The following is a 13996-nucleotide window of genomic DNA, read 5'->3' on the forward strand; positions in this document are numbered from 1 at the left end:
GCAGTCATAAAGCCGCAGGGGAAAATCAGCTTATGAGCGGATTCTTTTCCGCCCTCACAACAGCGCTCGATCCGCTCTGTGGCCCTGTCGGCATCTTTTCGCTGCTCGGTTCCGATACCCTCGTCGCCTGCGGCGATACCGGCTGGGGTGACGAGATCGCCTTCGGCGTCAAGGTCACCATCACGCTCGCTCTCGCGACGCTGCCGGTCGGGCTCGTCATCGGCTTCCTGATCGCGCTTGCGGCGCAATCGGAGGAGAAGCTGCTGAGGCTTGCCGCAGGCATCTATACGACGATCTTCCGCGGCCTGCCGGAACTGCTCACCCTCTTCATCGTCTATTACGGGCTGCAGATCCTCATCCAGTCGGTGCTCGCCTCCTTCGGCATCGAGCAGCGGATCGAGATCAACGCCTTTTTCGCCGGCATGGCAGCGCTCGCCGTCGTCTTCTCCTCCTATTCGTCGGAGGTGCTGCTTTCGGCCTTCCGCGCGATCCCGAGGGGCCAGTACGAGGCCGGCGATGCGCTGGGCCTGCGCCGCTCGCGCACCATGGTTCTCGTCATCCTGCCGCAGCTGATCCGCATCGCCCTTCCCGGACTTGGAAACCTCTGGATGATCCTGCTCAAGGATACATCCTACGTCTCCATTATCGGCCTGGCCGATATCCTGCGCCAGACCGGCATTGCCGCGCGCGTCAGCAAGGAGGCCTTCTTCTTCTACACGCTCGCCTGCCTGCTCTACCTCGCGCTGGCGCTCATCTCCTCGGTCGGCCTCGGCTTCGTCGAACGCTGGACGCGCAAGTCGGGGGCTCGCAGATGACTTATGCGAAGGAACTCATCGCGCCCCGCCCGGCGCCGAAGGTCGAACGGCGCCCGCTGACCGCGGCCAGAATTGTCGGCATGGCGATCCTGGCGCTCTGGGTGCTGCTCGCCATCGCACTCGTCGGAATGGTCATCGACGGCTGGGACCAGCAGAAATTCCTGCGTTACGGCCCGCGCTACCTTTCCGGTCTCTGGACCACGATCTCGCTGGTGGGGCTCGCCATAATTCTCGGCGCCGTTCTGTCCCTGCCGATCGCGTTTGCGCGAATGTCGAAGAACCGCGTCGCCAATGCCATCGCCTACGGCTATGTCTATGTCTTTCGCAGCACGCCGCTGCTGGCACAGCTCTTCCTCGTCTATTACGGGCTCGGCAGTTTCCGGCCCCAGCTCGAAGCGGTCGGCCTCTGGTGGTTCTTTCGCGAGGCCTGGTATTGCGGCCTCTTTTCCCTCACCCTCAACACGGCCGCCTATCAGGCGGAAATCCTGCGCGGCGCGATCGAAAGCGTGCCACATGGCCAGCATGAGGGAGCGGCGGCACTCGGTCTGCAGAAATGGGTCGCCTTCCGCAAGATCATCCTGCCGCAGGCGCTCATCGTGGCGCTCCGCCCTTACGGCAACGAGATCATCCTGATGATCAAGGGCTCGGCGGTGGTTGCCATCGTCACGGTGTACGACCTGATGGGCGAGACGCGCTACGCCTTTTCCCGCACCTTCGACTACCAGGCCTATCTCTGGGCGGCGATCTTCTATCTCGCCATCGTGGAGACGCTGCGGCACATCTGGGCTGCGCTCGAAAACCGGCTGACGCGCCATCTGAAGCGCTAGAAAAGGCTTGGTAGCACTCGATTATGAATGCTGCCAAGCCTTTGAAATTTTTATTGAAATACCTTCACTTCGGCCAATTGTAAAGCCTGGGTTAACCGTGGCATGCTTCCCTATGGAGGCGGCGCGAGGAAACGCCGTTCTCCAGGACGATAAATGGGAACTGGCCATGAAGTCTGAAATGGAAATGATGCTGAAAGGCTACGGCCTCACCACCGCCCAGATCTTCTACCACCTGCCGGATCATCCGATCCTGCTGCAGACCTATGTCTGGCAGGATTACGATCTCGCCCCGGATTTCCCCGAGATGAAGGAATTCCTGAAATTCTGGCAGGAGACGCTGGACGGACCGCTCCATTCGGTGCGCTATGTCCACCGCCGGCTCATCGCAGCAGGCGAATGGCGCGCATTGAAAGGCGAGTTCATCCTCCACTGAGGATGTGGCGCTATACGTGTACCTCGCCGTGGGCTAGCTCGCCCTCACCCCGCCCGCGATGCAGCGAGGCGATCAGTATGGCGGCGTAGAAGACGGCCACGAAGGTCATCACGCCCCAGCCGGGCACGGGCCCGAGCGTCGCGTTGTTGACCGCCTCCGCCCATGAGAAGACCACGTCCGCCCTCGTCTCGTCGGGCAACAGCTTGGGCGTCGAGATTTTCAGCGCCCAGGCCATCAGCAGGATGAAATACATCCAGCAGTAATTGCGCCTTATGCGGCGGAAGAGCGCCTCCTGATAGCTTATCAGGAAGTGCGGGTCTCTGAGGCTTGAAGCGATCGAGGCCGCCCAGTCCGGTTTCAGGTCCGCCTGCGGATTGAGGGCCTGGGCGAAATAATGGCGCTCCAGCTTGCGCACCCGCGCCCGGTAGACGTCGAAGAAGCGGTAGCGCCGCGCCTCGATCAGCAGCAGCACGGAGATCAGCAGCATGCCGAACAGTATCACCCCGTGATGCGATGTCGGCGTCGAGAGCGAGACCGAAAGCAGCGCCGCGACCATGGTGATCGCCCAGTTGGAGGTGCGGTCGATGCGGTCGCGCCAGCTCGTCATCCGGCCCATCTCCCCGCGATAGTAATGGATGATCATATTGGCCTTTTCGGCCGAGGTGATGGGTAGCGAAGGCGCGCGCCTTTCGACATTCTGCTCAAGAACACTGGGCTTTTGATCGCCCGCCATGGCCGTTCTCCGGATCGCATGCGACGCCCCCTGCCCGGATACTTCCTCAACGATTGGCGGCGCGCCGTGTTCCGTCATGGACAAATGCAGGCCATCGGCTTAAAGCCCGGCGAACACTGGAGACATGCCCATGAGCAAGATCGACGAAGAAGCACTGGCCGAGGCCTATAACCGGGCGCTGGCGCTCGAAAAGGCCGGCGACATCGACGCCGCCGTGAAGGCCTATGAGGACGTGCTGGCGATCGATCCGGAGGATCATGGCGGCGCGGCAGTCCGCATCGCCGCCCTCGGCCGCGGCGAGACCCCGCCCAAGGCGCCGGATGCCTATGTCGAGACCCTCTTCGACCAGCATGCGGAAAGCTTCGAGGACATACTCGTCGATCAGCTCGGCTATGCGGTTCCGGTCATGGTGCGCCAGCGCCTGCAGGAACTGAAGCTCGGCCCCTTCAAGCGCATGCTCGATCTCGGTTGCGGCACCGGGCTCACCGGCGGCACGCTGCGTGACATGGCGGACGACATCACCGGCATCGACATTTCCGAAAACATGGTCGAGATCGCCCACGAGAAGGATCTCTACGAAACGCTCTACGTGGCGGAAGTCGAGGATTTCCTGGAGGACAACGACGACGAGCCCTTCGACCTCGTCACCGCGACGGACGTGCTGCCCTATCTCGGCGCGCTGGAGCCGCTCTTCTTCGGCGCGGCGGAAAACATGGTGCCGGGCGGCATCTTCGTCTTTTCCTCCGAAACGCTGCCCAAGGAAACGTCCGGCGAGCGCTCCTATGTCGTCGGGCCTCACCAGCGCTTTCTTCATTCGGAAGCCTATATCCGCTCCCGGCTTACCGATACGGGGTTCGAAATCCTCGAAATCTCCGAGATCAATGTCCGAATGCAGGACGGCAACCCAAGCCCCGGCCATCTGGTCATCGCGCGATTGAAGGGCTAAATCTTCCTCCCTGACGGAGGATTCGGGATGACTGCCCAGCACTATTTCCGGGCCCAGGCCTATAACAATGCCTGGGCCAATCATCGGCTTCTCAAGGCCTGCGCCAAGCTGTCGCCGGCCGAGCTCGAAGCTCCGCGCGTGAGCTTCTTTCCCTCGATCATCCATACGCTCAACCACATCCTGACGGTCGACTGGCTCTATATCAGCGCACTGGAAGGCGATTGCATCGGCTCGGCCGCCTTCGAGCCGGAAATCCCGTTTCACCTTCTTGCCGATCTCGAGCGGGAGCAGCGCGCCGCCGACCGGCGCCTCATCGACCACTGTCGCCAGCTCGATTCCGAGAGCCTGAAACAGGAAGTCCTCATTCCGCGCGAGACCCATGTTCAGGTCGAGACGGCGGATCGGGTGCTGCTGCATCTCTTCCAGCATCAGATCCACCACCGCGGCCAGGTCCATTCCATGCTTTCCGGCACGTCCGTCAAGCCGCCGCAGCTCGACGAATTCTTTCCCGCCGATCCCGCCGAGCAGGCCTTGCGCCGACAGGATTTCGCCGAACTCGGTTTCACCGAAGCCCTCATCTGGAGCTGACGATGACTTATTTCCTCATCAAGTCCCTGCATCTCATTTCGAATTTCCTGCTGATCGGCGGCATGCTGGTCAATGCCTTCGTCATCGGCATGGTGCCGCCGGCGATCCGCTCCGGCGTCATCCCGGCGCTGCGCCGCTACGACCGCACGGTGACCACGGCGGCTCTCGGCGGCGCCTGGGTCTTCGGCCTCATCCTCGCCTTCACCTATGGTTTCTACACCTCCGGCTGGTTCGGCCTGAAGTTCCTGATCGTCATCATGCTCTCGGCTCTGCACGGCATGCAGGGCGGCTGGCTGCGGCGCATGGAGGCCGACCCGAAGCTCGATCCGCCCGGTTTCGTGCGCGCCGGCATGCCGATCGTCCTCGTCTCGGTGGTCGTGATCGTATTCCTGGCCGTCGTCAAGCCGTTCTGAGGCCCTCTTTCCACACGACAAGGAACCTAACCGGACCTAACTCGCCGAGCCCCGCTTTCCGATTATGCCGGTTTGTTCTAATCCTCGAATATCGAACGAACGACGGAGGATCAGCATGGCAAATGTGGCATTCATCGGCCTCGGCGTAATGGGTTTCCCGATGGCCGGGCATTTGAGGGAAAAAGGCGGCCACGAGCTCACCGTCTACAACCGCACCGCCGCCAAGGCCGAAGCCTGGGCGAAGAAATACGGCGGCAAAACCGCGGCCACGCCCGCGGAAGCTGCGCGGGATGCCGAATTCGTCTTCACCTGCGTTGGCAATGACGACGACCTGCGCTCCGTCACCACCGGTCCGGACGGCGCGCTTTCCGGCATGAAGGGCGGCGCAGTCCTCATCGACAACACCACCGCCAGCGCCGAAGTCGCACGGGAACTCTACGAGGCCACCAAGGCGAAAGGCGTGGAGTTCATCGACGCGCCGGTCTCCGGCGGACAAGCGGGCGCTGAAAACGGCGTGCTCACCGTCATGTGCGGCGGCGATGAGGCCGTCTTCGAAAAGGCGAAGCCGGTGATCTCCGCCTATGCCCGCATGGTCGGGCTCATGGGGCCTGCGGGCGCCGGCCAGCTCACCAAGATGATCAACCAGATCTGCATCGCCGGCCTCGTGCAGGGTCTTGCCGAAGGTATCCATTTCGGCAAGCGCGCCGGCCTCGATATCGAAAAGGTCGTGGAAGTCATCTCCAAGGGTGCCGCCGGCTCCTGGCAGATGGAGAACCGCCACAAGACCATGAACGAAGGCAAATACGACTTCGGCTTTGCCGTCGACTGGATGCGCAAGGATCTCGACATCGTCTTGGCCGAGGCTCGCCGCAACGGCGCCAAGCTGCCGGTAACGGCGCTGGTCGATCAGTTCTACGGCGACGTGCAGGCGCTCGGCGGCAATCGCTGGGACACGTCCTCCCTGCTCGCCCGGCTGGAGAAGAAGTGATCGGTCCCTCCTCGGACACGCCGGAAATCGTCGCGCATCTCGAAGCGCTGCGCTCCGAGGAGAACGTCCGCGGCATGGCGCGTTTCGGCATCGCGACCGAAACGGCGCTCGGCATTTCCAATCCGCAATTGCAGAAGATCGCGCGTCTCATCAAGCGCGATCATCGCCGCGCGCTCGATCTTTGGCGCACCGGCATCCGCGAGGCGCGCATGCTGGCGCTCTATACCGCCGATCCGGCGGCGCTGACGCGGGACGAGGCCAAAGCGCTCGCGGAAGACTTCGGCTCCTGGGAAGTCGTCGATACGGCCGCCGATCTCTTCGTAAAAGCGCCGTTCTGGCAGGAGCTCATAGTCGAACTCGCGGCGGATTCCCGCGAATTCGTGCGCCGCACCGCCTTTGCGGTGATCGCCTCCGCGGCTGTCCACCGGCACAAGAAAACGGACGAAGCCCTGCTGTCCTTCCTGCCGCTGATAGAAGCTCATGCAACAGACCCGCGCAATTTCGTGCGCAAGGCGGTCAACTGGGCGCTCCGCAATATCGGCAAGCGCAACCGCGCCTGCCATGGCCCCGCGCTCGCAGTTTCGGAAAGGCTCGCCGCCTCGACGGACAAGACCGCCCGCTGGATCGGCAAGGATGCGGTCAGGGAACTTTCCAGCGAAAAGATTCTGGAGCGGTTGAAGCTAAAAAATAGAGCGAGCAACGCTCTTTAGCGCCTGAATTTCCCATTTAACTCCGACGATTTAAAGCTGCAGTCAACAGCAGCCGTGATTCTATAGGAAAATTCAGATTCCGCATTTAACCCCCTCCTTGGCAAGGCAAGCTCCCACCAACTCTTCAGCAGCGACTATCGGAGTCGCGGAGTGTATTTTTAGGGGCCCGCTATGAGGAAAGACGTGTGCTTAATTGCTCTGAGGTTTCTCGCATCGTCTGCAGCAACGCTCTTAAATCGCAGCGCGTTTATCAAAACTCCAGGCGGACTTGAAATCCAAGCACCAACCGCGAGCGGGGTCGTTTTGATACTAAAAGAACTAGAAACAACTCAATCTATGAGCCGGTCGATAATCAATTATCCTGAAAAGGTTACCCAGCGGCGTGCACGCCGGGTTTAACCAAGAAACAGTGCGAATGGGCCACTTTCTCGCCATTGGCCCGTTCTTCCTTGAGCCCATCGCCTACCTCAGGATCGACATAGTAGGAAGAGACGCCCTGTTTCCGCGCTTCAGCGCTTTCATGGGTGCCGATATCCGCTATGACTTCCTTCTTCGACCGAATTATCTCTAGCATTCGCATGAACACCTCTTCTCGGAAGCAGTATAGCGGATAGCTGGAGGAAATCCACGCCCGCCTATTCCTCGCCGGATTTCTGGTTGTCGAGCAGCATATAGTCGAGCGGCAATTCCGTCGTGTACTTGATCTGCTCCATGGCGAACACGGAGGAAACGTCGCGGATTTCGATCCTGGCGATCAGCCGCTTGTAGAAGGCGTCATAGGCGGCGATATCCGGCACCACCACGCGCAGCAGATAATCCACGTCGCCGCTCATGCGGTAGAATTCTACCACTTCCGGGAAATCCACCACCACTTCGGAAAAGCGCTTCAGCCATTCGATCGAGTGGCTCGCGGTGCGGATCGAGACGAAGACCGTGACCTTGGTATTGACCTTGACGGGATCGAGCAGCGCCACGCGGCGGCGGATCACGCCGTCCTCCTCCATCTTCTGGATGCGCCGCCAGCAAGGCGTGGTCGAGAGCCCGACCTTCTTCGCAAGGTCGGCGACGGCGAGCGTGGAATCTTCCTGCAGAATGCGCAGGATCTTACGGTCAAGACGGTCCATTCAAAGTTCCCTCGAAATGATTTTCCTCTATATAGCCTATTTGGCGGAGGTTAACCGAAAATTGTTTCCCCGAATGAGACTTTCCACATGCTGCTGCAGTACAGGCAGCACCTCTTCCTCGAACCATGGATTGCGCTTCAACCAGCCGGTGTTGCGCCAGCTCGGATGCGGCAGCGGCAGCACGCGCGGCTCCTGATTGGCGAAGAAATATTCGCGCCAGTTCCGCACCGTCTCGGTCATACCCTTCTTGCGGCGCGGTCCGAGATGCCAGGCCTGCGCATACTGGCCGATCGCCAGCACCAGCTCGACCTGCGGCATGGCGGCCAGCGCCCGCGCCCGCCACAGCGGCGCGCATTCCTTGCGCGGCGGCAGATCGGAGCCCTTGTCGTCGTAACCGGGAAAGCAGAAGCCCATCGGCACGATGGCGAAGAGGTCCGGATCGTAGAACTCCTCGCGCGTTATGCCCATCCACGCGCGCAGGCGGTTGCCGGAGGCATCGTTGAAGGGGAGCCCGCTCTCATGCACCTTGAGGCCCGGTGCCTGCCCCGCGATCAGCACGCGCGCCGTTTTCGAAAGAACAGAGACGGGGCGCGGCTCATGCGGCAGGCGATCCGCCTCGCCCCGGCGGGGCATATCGCGACAGATGCGACAGGCCGCGATTTCTTTACGTAGCAGCGCGACCTGCTTTTCCGCTTCCTTCACCAATCCCTGCATCTTATCGGTCATTCTGCGAACATTCCGCCGAGCCAACCTCTCAATCGCGCCCACAAATCCCCGAAAGCGTCTCCGTCATCCGGTTCCTCCATCATGCCGCGCATCCGGCGCCATTGGCGCGGGCGGTCGAATTCACCTGCCCAGATCCCCGTCTCCTCGCGCTGCGCGGCGTCCTCCTCGTCGATATAATCACTGCCCGAGGCCACCGCCATTCCCATGCGGACCAGCCTTGCATTGATGTCGGTATCGCCCGCCTGGCAGCGCACGAGAATGCGTTGATACTGATCGCGCGCAAAACCGTAACACTCGGCGGAAGCGGCGGAAATGAGGCCGGCGAGCGCCCGTCTCGCCTCCCTGCCGCAGTTCCAGGAGCCCTTGGGCGATCCGCAAACCTGGTCGAATTCCGGCGCGTCGAGGCCCTCCAGCCGCAGCCGCTCCACCCCGGCGGAAAGCGTGTCGCGGTCAAGCGCGCGATAGGGTCCGGGTATCGGAGGATCGGTGTTCCGGTCGAGCTTGGCGACGATCAGCAGGGCCAGCACGACAAAGCAGATGAACAGGAGACCGTCCCGAAGGGTCCGGAAAATTCGCGTCACGATCCTGCCTCATATGGAAACAGAAGCTTCAGAAAAATGGCAAACAAATCCTTGCCTAGCAGTATCTTCTTAAGATTTCACCGCTAATCTCCCGCCATCCGGAACTCAACTTCCTGTGGCAATGAGTAGCGGCGTCAGTACCTCGACCGACAAGATCATCGTTGACCGATCGCGCGGCCACCGCAACAAGGCCGTCTCGAAAGCCGTCCGCGCGACCCGCGAACGCCTCCAGTCGAGCGCCAACGGCAACCAGGCCTTCGACCGCGACATGCTGGCAATGCATGTCAGGGCCATTCTCCAGGGAGCGCTCATCATGCCGCTCCTGGTGGCGCTCGTCACGGGCATCGGCATCTATATAAGTCCCGGCACGGACCTCATCGGATGGGCCCTGCTCGTTCTCTGCATCCATGCGCTCCACGTGCTGCTCGCGCGCCGGGCAAGCCGCAAGGAGCTTGGCGCAAACGACACGCCCAAATGGCGGATGCGGTTCCTGCTGGCGCAGGTGGTGATCGGCTGCGGCTGGGCGGTGTTCGCGCTTAGGGATTGCAGCGCCTGCGGCGGAGACGGCTTCTACTTCTACAAGGGCGCGGTGCTGCTCGTCGCCATCTCCATCATGGCCATGGGCGGCTTCATGCTGCGCCAGGGCGTCCTCTTCGGCTTCCTGCCGGTGATTGCGGCGCTTATGGTGCAGGCTGCATTTTCCCGCAATCCGCTCGATATCGGCATGACCGCGATCTGTGCGACGGCGGGCGTCTTCTTCCACTACATCGCCGATCGTCTTTACCGGAACAGCCTGACGCTGATGTCCTACCAGTCGGAAAAGGACAATCTCATCGCGGAGCTGGAAGTCGCCAAGTCGATGTCCGACGAGGCCCGCCGGCGCGCCGAGGAGGCCAATCTGGCCAAGTCCCGCTTCCTGGCCTCCATGTCGCATGAGCTGCGCACGCCGCTCAACGCCATTCTCGGCTTTTCCGAGGTCATGAACTCGGAGGTCCTGGGGCCACTCGCAAACCCCACCTACAAGGAATATGCCGGCGACATCCATCGCTCCGGCCAGCATCTCCTGAACCTCATCAACGAGATCCTCGATCTCTCGCGCATCGAGGCGGGGCGCTACGATCTCAGCGAAGAGGCGCTGTCGCTTCTGGAAATCGCCGAGGACTGCATCGGCATGGTCCAGCTTCGCGCGCGCGGCAAGGACATCACCATTCACGCGCAGTTCGAGCCGCAGCTTCCGCAGGTATGGGTGGACGAAAAGGCCATGCGGCAGGTCCTTCTCAATCTCCTGTCGAACGCGGTGAAGTTTACCTCCCAGGGCGGCGAGATCACCGTCAAGGTCGGCTGGACCGCGGGCGGCGGACAATACGTCTCGATCAGGGATAATGGCCCCGGCATTCCGGAGGAGGAAATCCCGGTCGTGCTCTCGGCTTTCGGCCAGGGGTCGATCGCCATCAAGAGCGCCGAACAGGGCACCGGCCTCGGCCTGCCGATCGTGCAGGCGATCCTCGCCAAGCATGACGGCCATTTCGTCCTGCGCTCCAAGCTCCGGGAAGGCACCGAAGCCATCGCCATCCTGCCTCCCACCCGCGTGCTGCAGACGCTGCCCGCCGTCAGCGACGCACCTGCGATCGAACGCCGCCGCAAGAGCTTCGCGTAAGTCCGGCTCACTTCCCTACAAAGCGCGTTTCGGGCATACTGAGCGCATGACCAAATTGCTCGACAAGGCCATCGAGGCAGCCAAGGCCCTGCCGCCGGAAATGCAGGATGACATCGCCCGCGTTGTCCTTACGCTCGCGGGCAATGACGAACCTGTCTATGAGCTCACTCCCGAGGAAGAGGCATCCTTTGCCAAATCCCGTGCTCAAGCCGCCCGCCGCGAGTTCGCGACTGAAGAGCAAGTTGAAGCTGTGTGGACGAAATACCGCTCGTGAAAATTCGCTACACGCCGGAGGCCCTGATCGAGCTTGATGACGTACTCGCCGGGATTGCGGAACATTCCCCGCAAGGTGCCGGCCGCATCAGCAATCGGATAGAAGCCGTCGTCAAGCTTCTATCCGAACATCCATATAGCGGTCAGCCGGCAAGCTCGAAACCGATGCGCAGAATAGTCGCGTCACCATATCCCTACATAATCTTCTACGAACCGGGTGACGGCGAAGTCGTCATTATCGGGATAAGGCATGCTGCTAGGGATCCTTCCTCGATGCCGGATACTCAAACTCGCCTCGACTGAATTGACGCATCCGCCTGCTCACCCCTTGTTGCTCACGCCAGCCTGTTCGAACGTCGCCATGCCCGAATGGCAGGCGGCGGCGGCCTTGACGATGCCGGCCGCGAGTGCTGCGCCCGTCCCCTCGCCGAGCCGCATGCCGAGCGCCAGAAGCGGCGTCTTGCCGAGTTTCTCGATGGCGTGCAGATGGCCCGGCTCCCCGGAGACATGGCCGATCAGGCAGTGGTCGATGGCAGCCGGGTTGGCGGCCTTCAGGATCGAGGCCGCCGCCGTCACCACATAGCCGTCGAGCAGGACGGGGATCTTCTCCATGCGCGCCGCGAGGATGGCGCCGGCGATCGCCGCGATCTCACGGCCGCCCAAGCGCCGCAGCACCTCCAGCGGGTCGGAAAGGTGGTCCTTGTGGAACTCCACCGCCGCCTTCACCGCCGCGATCTTGCGCTCCAGAAGCTCGCCGTGCGAGCCGGTGCCCGGCCCCACCCAGTCCTCCGCCTCGCCGCCGTAAAGCGCTAGGTTGATCGCCGCCGCGACCGTCGTATTGCCGATCCCCATCTCGCCGATGCAGAGAAGATCGGTGCCGCCGGCGATCGCCTCCATGCCGAAGGCCATGGTCGCCGCGCAGTCGCGCTCGGAAAGCGCCGCCTCGCTGGTAATGTCGCCAGTCGGATAGTCGAGCGCCAGGTCGAAGATCTTCAGGCCGAGATCATGGGTCACGCAGATCTGGTTGATCGCCGCTCCGCCGGCCGCGAAATTCTCCACCATCTGCTGGGTCACCGAGGACGGATAGGGCGTGATGCCGTGCTTCGTCACGCCGTGATTGCCCGCGAAGATCGCCACCAGCGGCCGGGTGACGGCCGGCGACCTGCCGCTCCAGGCGGCAAGCCAATAGGCGATCTCTTCCAGCCGGCCGAGCGAACCCGGCGGCTTGGTGAGTTGACCGTCCCTCTCGCGCGCCGCCACCAGCGCCCGCGCATCCGGGCCCGGCAGGTTCTGGATCAGGTGACGGAAATCATCGAAAGGCAGGCCGCTCACGCTCATTCAAATGTCTCTCTCGGCTTGGCCGGGCAGCTTGTGTTTGCCGGCAAATCAGGATTTTGTTGCGTCGTTCATAATCGGGCAAGCACGGAGGGACAACTGCCAAACGCGACGGATTTCATCGATGACCTCGCCCGTTCGGTCGGCTTCCTCAGCCGCCTGCCCGTGCCGGACCGCTTTTTCCAGGGCCATGACGGTTCGATGGCGCGGGCCGTGCGCGCCTTTCCCGCGGCCGGTCTCCTGCTGGGGCTGGGTCCGGCGCTTGTCCTGTACCTGCTGCTGCGCTCGGACGCCGATCCGCTGCTGGCCGCGCTGATCGCGCTTGGCCTCATGACGCTCCTGACCGGCGCACTGCACGAGGATGGGCTTGCCGATGCCGCCGACGGGCTCGGCGGCGGACGTGATGCGGAGCACGCGCTGACGATCATGAAGGATAGCCGCACCGGCAGCTATGGCGTGGTGGCGCTCATCCTCTCCTTCGGATTGCGCGCCGCAGCGCTCGCCTCGCTCGGCCGGAGCGAGGAAGCGTGCGCCGGCGCTCTGGCGCTGCTTGCCGCCGCCGCCCTCAGCCGCGCCGTCATGGTTGGCCATTGGAGCGCCTTGCCCTCTGCCCGCGCCGCAGGCGTTGCCGCGTCCGCCGGAATGCCTGACGTATCCATCCGCAATGTCGCGCTCGCCATCGGCGCTGCCCTCGCCATCGTCGTTCTGCTGCCCGCTTTCGGCTTTTCCGAAATTCTCACCGCCCTGGTCGTCGCCGGCCTCGCCGGTTTCGGCTTCACCCGTTTCGTCGCCCGCAAGCTCGGCGGCCATACCGGCGATACGATCGGCGCGACGCAGCAGATCGCCGAGATCGCGACGCTTGCAGCCCTTGCTCTTGCGGCATGAAACCACGATATATTTCAACATGATTTCGCCCTGCATCCTCGTCTGCTCCATCGATGACAAGACCGGCTACTGCTTCGGCTGCGGCCGCACGCGCGACGAGATCGCAAGCTGGATGGATTACACGGATGAGAAGCGGCGCGAACTCATGGCGCTGCTTCCGGCACGGCTCGAAACCGTGGAACGGCGGCCGCGCCGCGAAACGCGCCGCCGACGGCTAGCCCGAGGGCTGACAAAGGAGCGCGACAGCGTATGAACGGTCTGACCTTCGTCCTTCTGGTGCTCGGCATCGGGCTTGCCTTCCTCGTCTTCAACCATGACAGCGGCCAGACGCTCGGCCTTTCCAACGACGAGTTCGGCCGCTTCATCTATCTGCTGCCGATCGCCGGCCTTCTCGGCGCGGGCATTCTCGCCGGCCGCCGCGGGGGCTTGAGCCAGTCTCTCCGCTATATCGCCATCTGGCTCCTGATCATCCTGGCGCTCGTCGCCGCCTATCTCTATCGCGACGACGCCCGCGGCTTTGCGGCGCGCATGTATGCCGGGCTCGTGCCGGGCAGCGCCGTGGTCGTCACCAGCGAGGGCGGCAACGAGGTCATCATCCACAAGACCATGGGCGGGCATTTCCAGGCGAATGTATCGGTGGATGGCGAAACGCTTCCCATGCTGGTGGATACCGGCGCCAGCGCCGTCGTACTCACCTATGAGGACGCCGCCCGCATCGGCCTCCATCCCGACGACCTTCGCTACACCTTGACCGTCCTGACCGCGAACGGAAGGGCAAGCGCGGCACCTGTCAATATCGACGAAATCGCGATCGGCCCGATCGTCCGCCGCAACGTCCGGGCCATGGTTGCGGAAGATGGCCGGCTGGACCAGAGCCTCCTCGGCATGACCTTCCTCGCCACGCTCGGCTCGCTGCAGATGCAGACGGACGAGCTGAGATTGCGGGATTAACCGGACTTCGC

20 protein-coding genes are annotated in these 13996 nt (G+C 62.6%); 14 read left to right on the plus strand and 6 right to left on the minus strand.

What is annotated here, in order from left to right; translation table 11 throughout:
* Positions 1 to 32: 32 nt before the first annotated feature.
* From YH62_RS01680 to YH62_RS01690, 3 genes are all read left to right on the plus strand, one after another.
* Complete coding sequence (locus YH62_RS01680; protein WP_046792411.1) at positions 33 to 815, plus strand: ABC transporter permease; 783 nt, start codon at positions 33 to 35, stop codon at positions 813 to 815.
* Positions 812 to 1642: an ABC transporter permease gene (locus YH62_RS01685; RefSeq protein WP_046792412.1), complete on the plus strand. Its 831-nt coding sequence runs from the start codon at positions 812 to 814 to the stop codon at positions 1640 to 1642. The genes YH62_RS01680 and YH62_RS01685 overlap by 4 nt, the downstream gene beginning before the upstream one ends.
* A gap of 166 nt (positions 1643 to 1808) precedes the next feature.
* The gene (locus tag YH62_RS01690; RefSeq protein ID WP_046792991.1) at positions 1809 to 2075 is read left to right on the plus strand and encodes an usg protein; all 267 of its coding nucleotides are present in this window, start codon (positions 1809 to 1811) and stop codon (positions 2073 to 2075) included.
* A gap of 10 nt (positions 2076 to 2085) precedes the next feature.
* Here the strand turns inward: YH62_RS01690 and YH62_RS01695 are convergent, their stop codons facing one another.
* Positions 2086 to 2808: a DUF2270 domain-containing protein gene (locus YH62_RS01695; protein ID WP_046792413.1), complete on the minus strand. Its 723-nt coding sequence runs from the start codon at positions 2806 to 2808 to the stop codon at positions 2086 to 2088.
* A 130-nt stretch (positions 2809 to 2938) separates the two neighbouring features.
* On the opposite strand from YH62_RS01695, the gene YH62_RS01700 reads away from it, so the two are divergent.
* The 5 genes from YH62_RS01700 (at position 2939) to YH62_RS01720 (ending at position 6453) form a co-directional block, all read left to right on the plus strand.
* Positions 2939 to 3754: a class I SAM-dependent methyltransferase gene (locus YH62_RS01700; protein WP_170986368.1), complete on the plus strand. Its 816-nt coding sequence runs from the start codon at positions 2939 to 2941 to the stop codon at positions 3752 to 3754.
* A gap of 27 nt (positions 3755 to 3781) precedes the next feature.
* Positions 3782 to 4342, plus strand: a complete 561-nt coding sequence (locus tag YH62_RS01705) for a DinB family protein (protein WP_046792415.1) — start codon at positions 3782 to 3784, stop codon at positions 4340 to 4342.
* A 2-nt stretch (positions 4343 to 4344) separates the two neighbouring features.
* On the plus strand, positions 4345 to 4755 hold the full coding sequence (locus tag YH62_RS01710; protein ID WP_046792416.1) for a CopD family protein: 411 nt from the start codon (positions 4345 to 4347) through the stop codon (positions 4753 to 4755).
* A 115-nt stretch (positions 4756 to 4870) separates the two neighbouring features.
* Positions 4871 to 5743: an NAD(P)-dependent oxidoreductase gene (locus YH62_RS01715; protein WP_046792417.1), complete on the plus strand. Its 873-nt coding sequence runs from the start codon at positions 4871 to 4873 to the stop codon at positions 5741 to 5743.
* Complete coding sequence (locus tag YH62_RS01720; RefSeq protein WP_046792418.1) at positions 5740 to 6453, plus strand: DNA alkylation repair protein; 714 nt, start codon at positions 5740 to 5742, stop codon at positions 6451 to 6453. Before YH62_RS01715 ends, YH62_RS01720 begins: the two co-directional genes overlap by 4 nt.
* Before the next feature lie 370 nt (positions 6454 to 6823).
* Here YH62_RS01720 and YH62_RS01725 read toward each other — a convergent pair whose 3' ends face one another.
* Genes YH62_RS01725 through YH62_RS01740 form a run of 4 tightly spaced genes read right to left on the minus strand, consistent with a single transcriptional unit; the run spans position 6824 to position 8884 of the window.
* Positions 6824 to 7033 carry a hypothetical protein gene (locus tag YH62_RS01725; protein ID WP_046792419.1) on the minus strand — a complete coding sequence of 70 codons (210 nt, stop codon included), beginning with the start codon at positions 7031 to 7033 and terminating at the stop codon, positions 6824 to 6826.
* 55 nt (positions 7034 to 7088) lie between these two features.
* Entirely contained in the window at positions 7089 to 7577 is a 489-nt protein-coding gene (locus tag YH62_RS01730) for an Lrp/AsnC family transcriptional regulator (protein WP_046792420.1), read from the minus strand.
* A gap of 36 nt (positions 7578 to 7613) precedes the next feature.
* Positions 7614 to 8291, minus strand: coding sequence for a uracil-DNA glycosylase family protein (locus YH62_RS01735; RefSeq protein WP_046792992.1), 678 nt, complete (start codon positions 8289 to 8291; stop codon positions 7614 to 7616).
* An 8-nt stretch (positions 8292 to 8299) separates the two neighbouring features.
* Entirely contained in the window at positions 8300 to 8884 is a 585-nt protein-coding gene (locus YH62_RS01740; protein WP_046792421.1) for a thermonuclease family protein, read from the minus strand.
* A gap of 121 nt (positions 8885 to 9005) precedes the next feature.
* Between YH62_RS01740 and YH62_RS01745 the strand changes: the two genes are divergently transcribed.
* The 3 genes from YH62_RS01745 to YH62_RS01755 are packed head-to-tail and all read left to right on the plus strand — an operon-like array spanning position 9006 to position 11117.
* On the plus strand, positions 9006 to 10541 hold the full coding sequence (locus YH62_RS01745) for a HAMP domain-containing sensor histidine kinase (RefSeq protein ID WP_046792422.1): 1536 nt from the start codon (positions 9006 to 9008) through the stop codon (positions 10539 to 10541).
* A 46-nt stretch (positions 10542 to 10587) separates the two neighbouring features.
* Positions 10588 to 10815 (plus strand): hypothetical protein, encoded by a 228-nt coding sequence (locus YH62_RS01750; protein WP_046792423.1) that lies wholly within the window; start codon positions 10588 to 10590, stop codon positions 10813 to 10815.
* Positions 10812 to 11117, plus strand: coding sequence for a type II toxin-antitoxin system RelE/ParE family toxin (locus YH62_RS01755; RefSeq protein ID WP_046792424.1), 306 nt, complete (start codon positions 10812 to 10814; stop codon positions 11115 to 11117). The genes YH62_RS01750 and YH62_RS01755 overlap by 4 nt, the downstream gene beginning before the upstream one ends.
* Before the next feature lie 18 nt (positions 11118 to 11135).
* On the opposite strand, the gene cobT is transcribed toward YH62_RS01755, so the two are convergent.
* Positions 11136 to 12152 carry a nicotinate-nucleotide--dimethylbenzimidazole phosphoribosyltransferase gene (cobT, locus tag YH62_RS01760; protein WP_046792425.1) on the minus strand — a complete coding sequence of 339 codons (1017 nt, stop codon included), beginning with the start codon at positions 12150 to 12152 and terminating at the stop codon, positions 11136 to 11138.
* 96 nt (positions 12153 to 12248) lie between these two features.
* Here cobT and YH62_RS01765 point away from each other — a divergent pair, with 96 nt between their 5' ends.
* The 3 genes from YH62_RS01765 to YH62_RS01775 are packed head-to-tail and all read left to right on the plus strand — an operon-like array spanning position 12249 to position 13985.
* Positions 12249 to 13034, plus strand: coding sequence for an adenosylcobinamide-GDP ribazoletransferase (locus tag YH62_RS01765; RefSeq protein ID WP_046792993.1), 786 nt, complete (start codon positions 12249 to 12251; stop codon positions 13032 to 13034).
* 19 nt (positions 13035 to 13053) lie between these two features.
* Positions 13054 to 13287: a DUF1289 domain-containing protein gene (locus tag YH62_RS01770; RefSeq protein ID WP_046792994.1), complete on the plus strand. Its 234-nt coding sequence runs from the start codon at positions 13054 to 13056 to the stop codon at positions 13285 to 13287.
* Complete coding sequence (locus YH62_RS01775; protein ID WP_046792426.1) at positions 13284 to 13985, plus strand: TIGR02281 family clan AA aspartic protease; 702 nt, start codon at positions 13284 to 13286, stop codon at positions 13983 to 13985. The genes YH62_RS01770 and YH62_RS01775 overlap by 4 nt, the downstream gene beginning before the upstream one ends.
* Positions 13986 to 13996: the final 11 nt, after the last annotated feature.

It is taken from the genome of Rhizobium sp. LC145, assembly GCF_001005825.1.
Lineage (GTDB): Bacteria > Pseudomonadota > Alphaproteobacteria > Rhizobiales > Rhizobiaceae > Neorhizobium.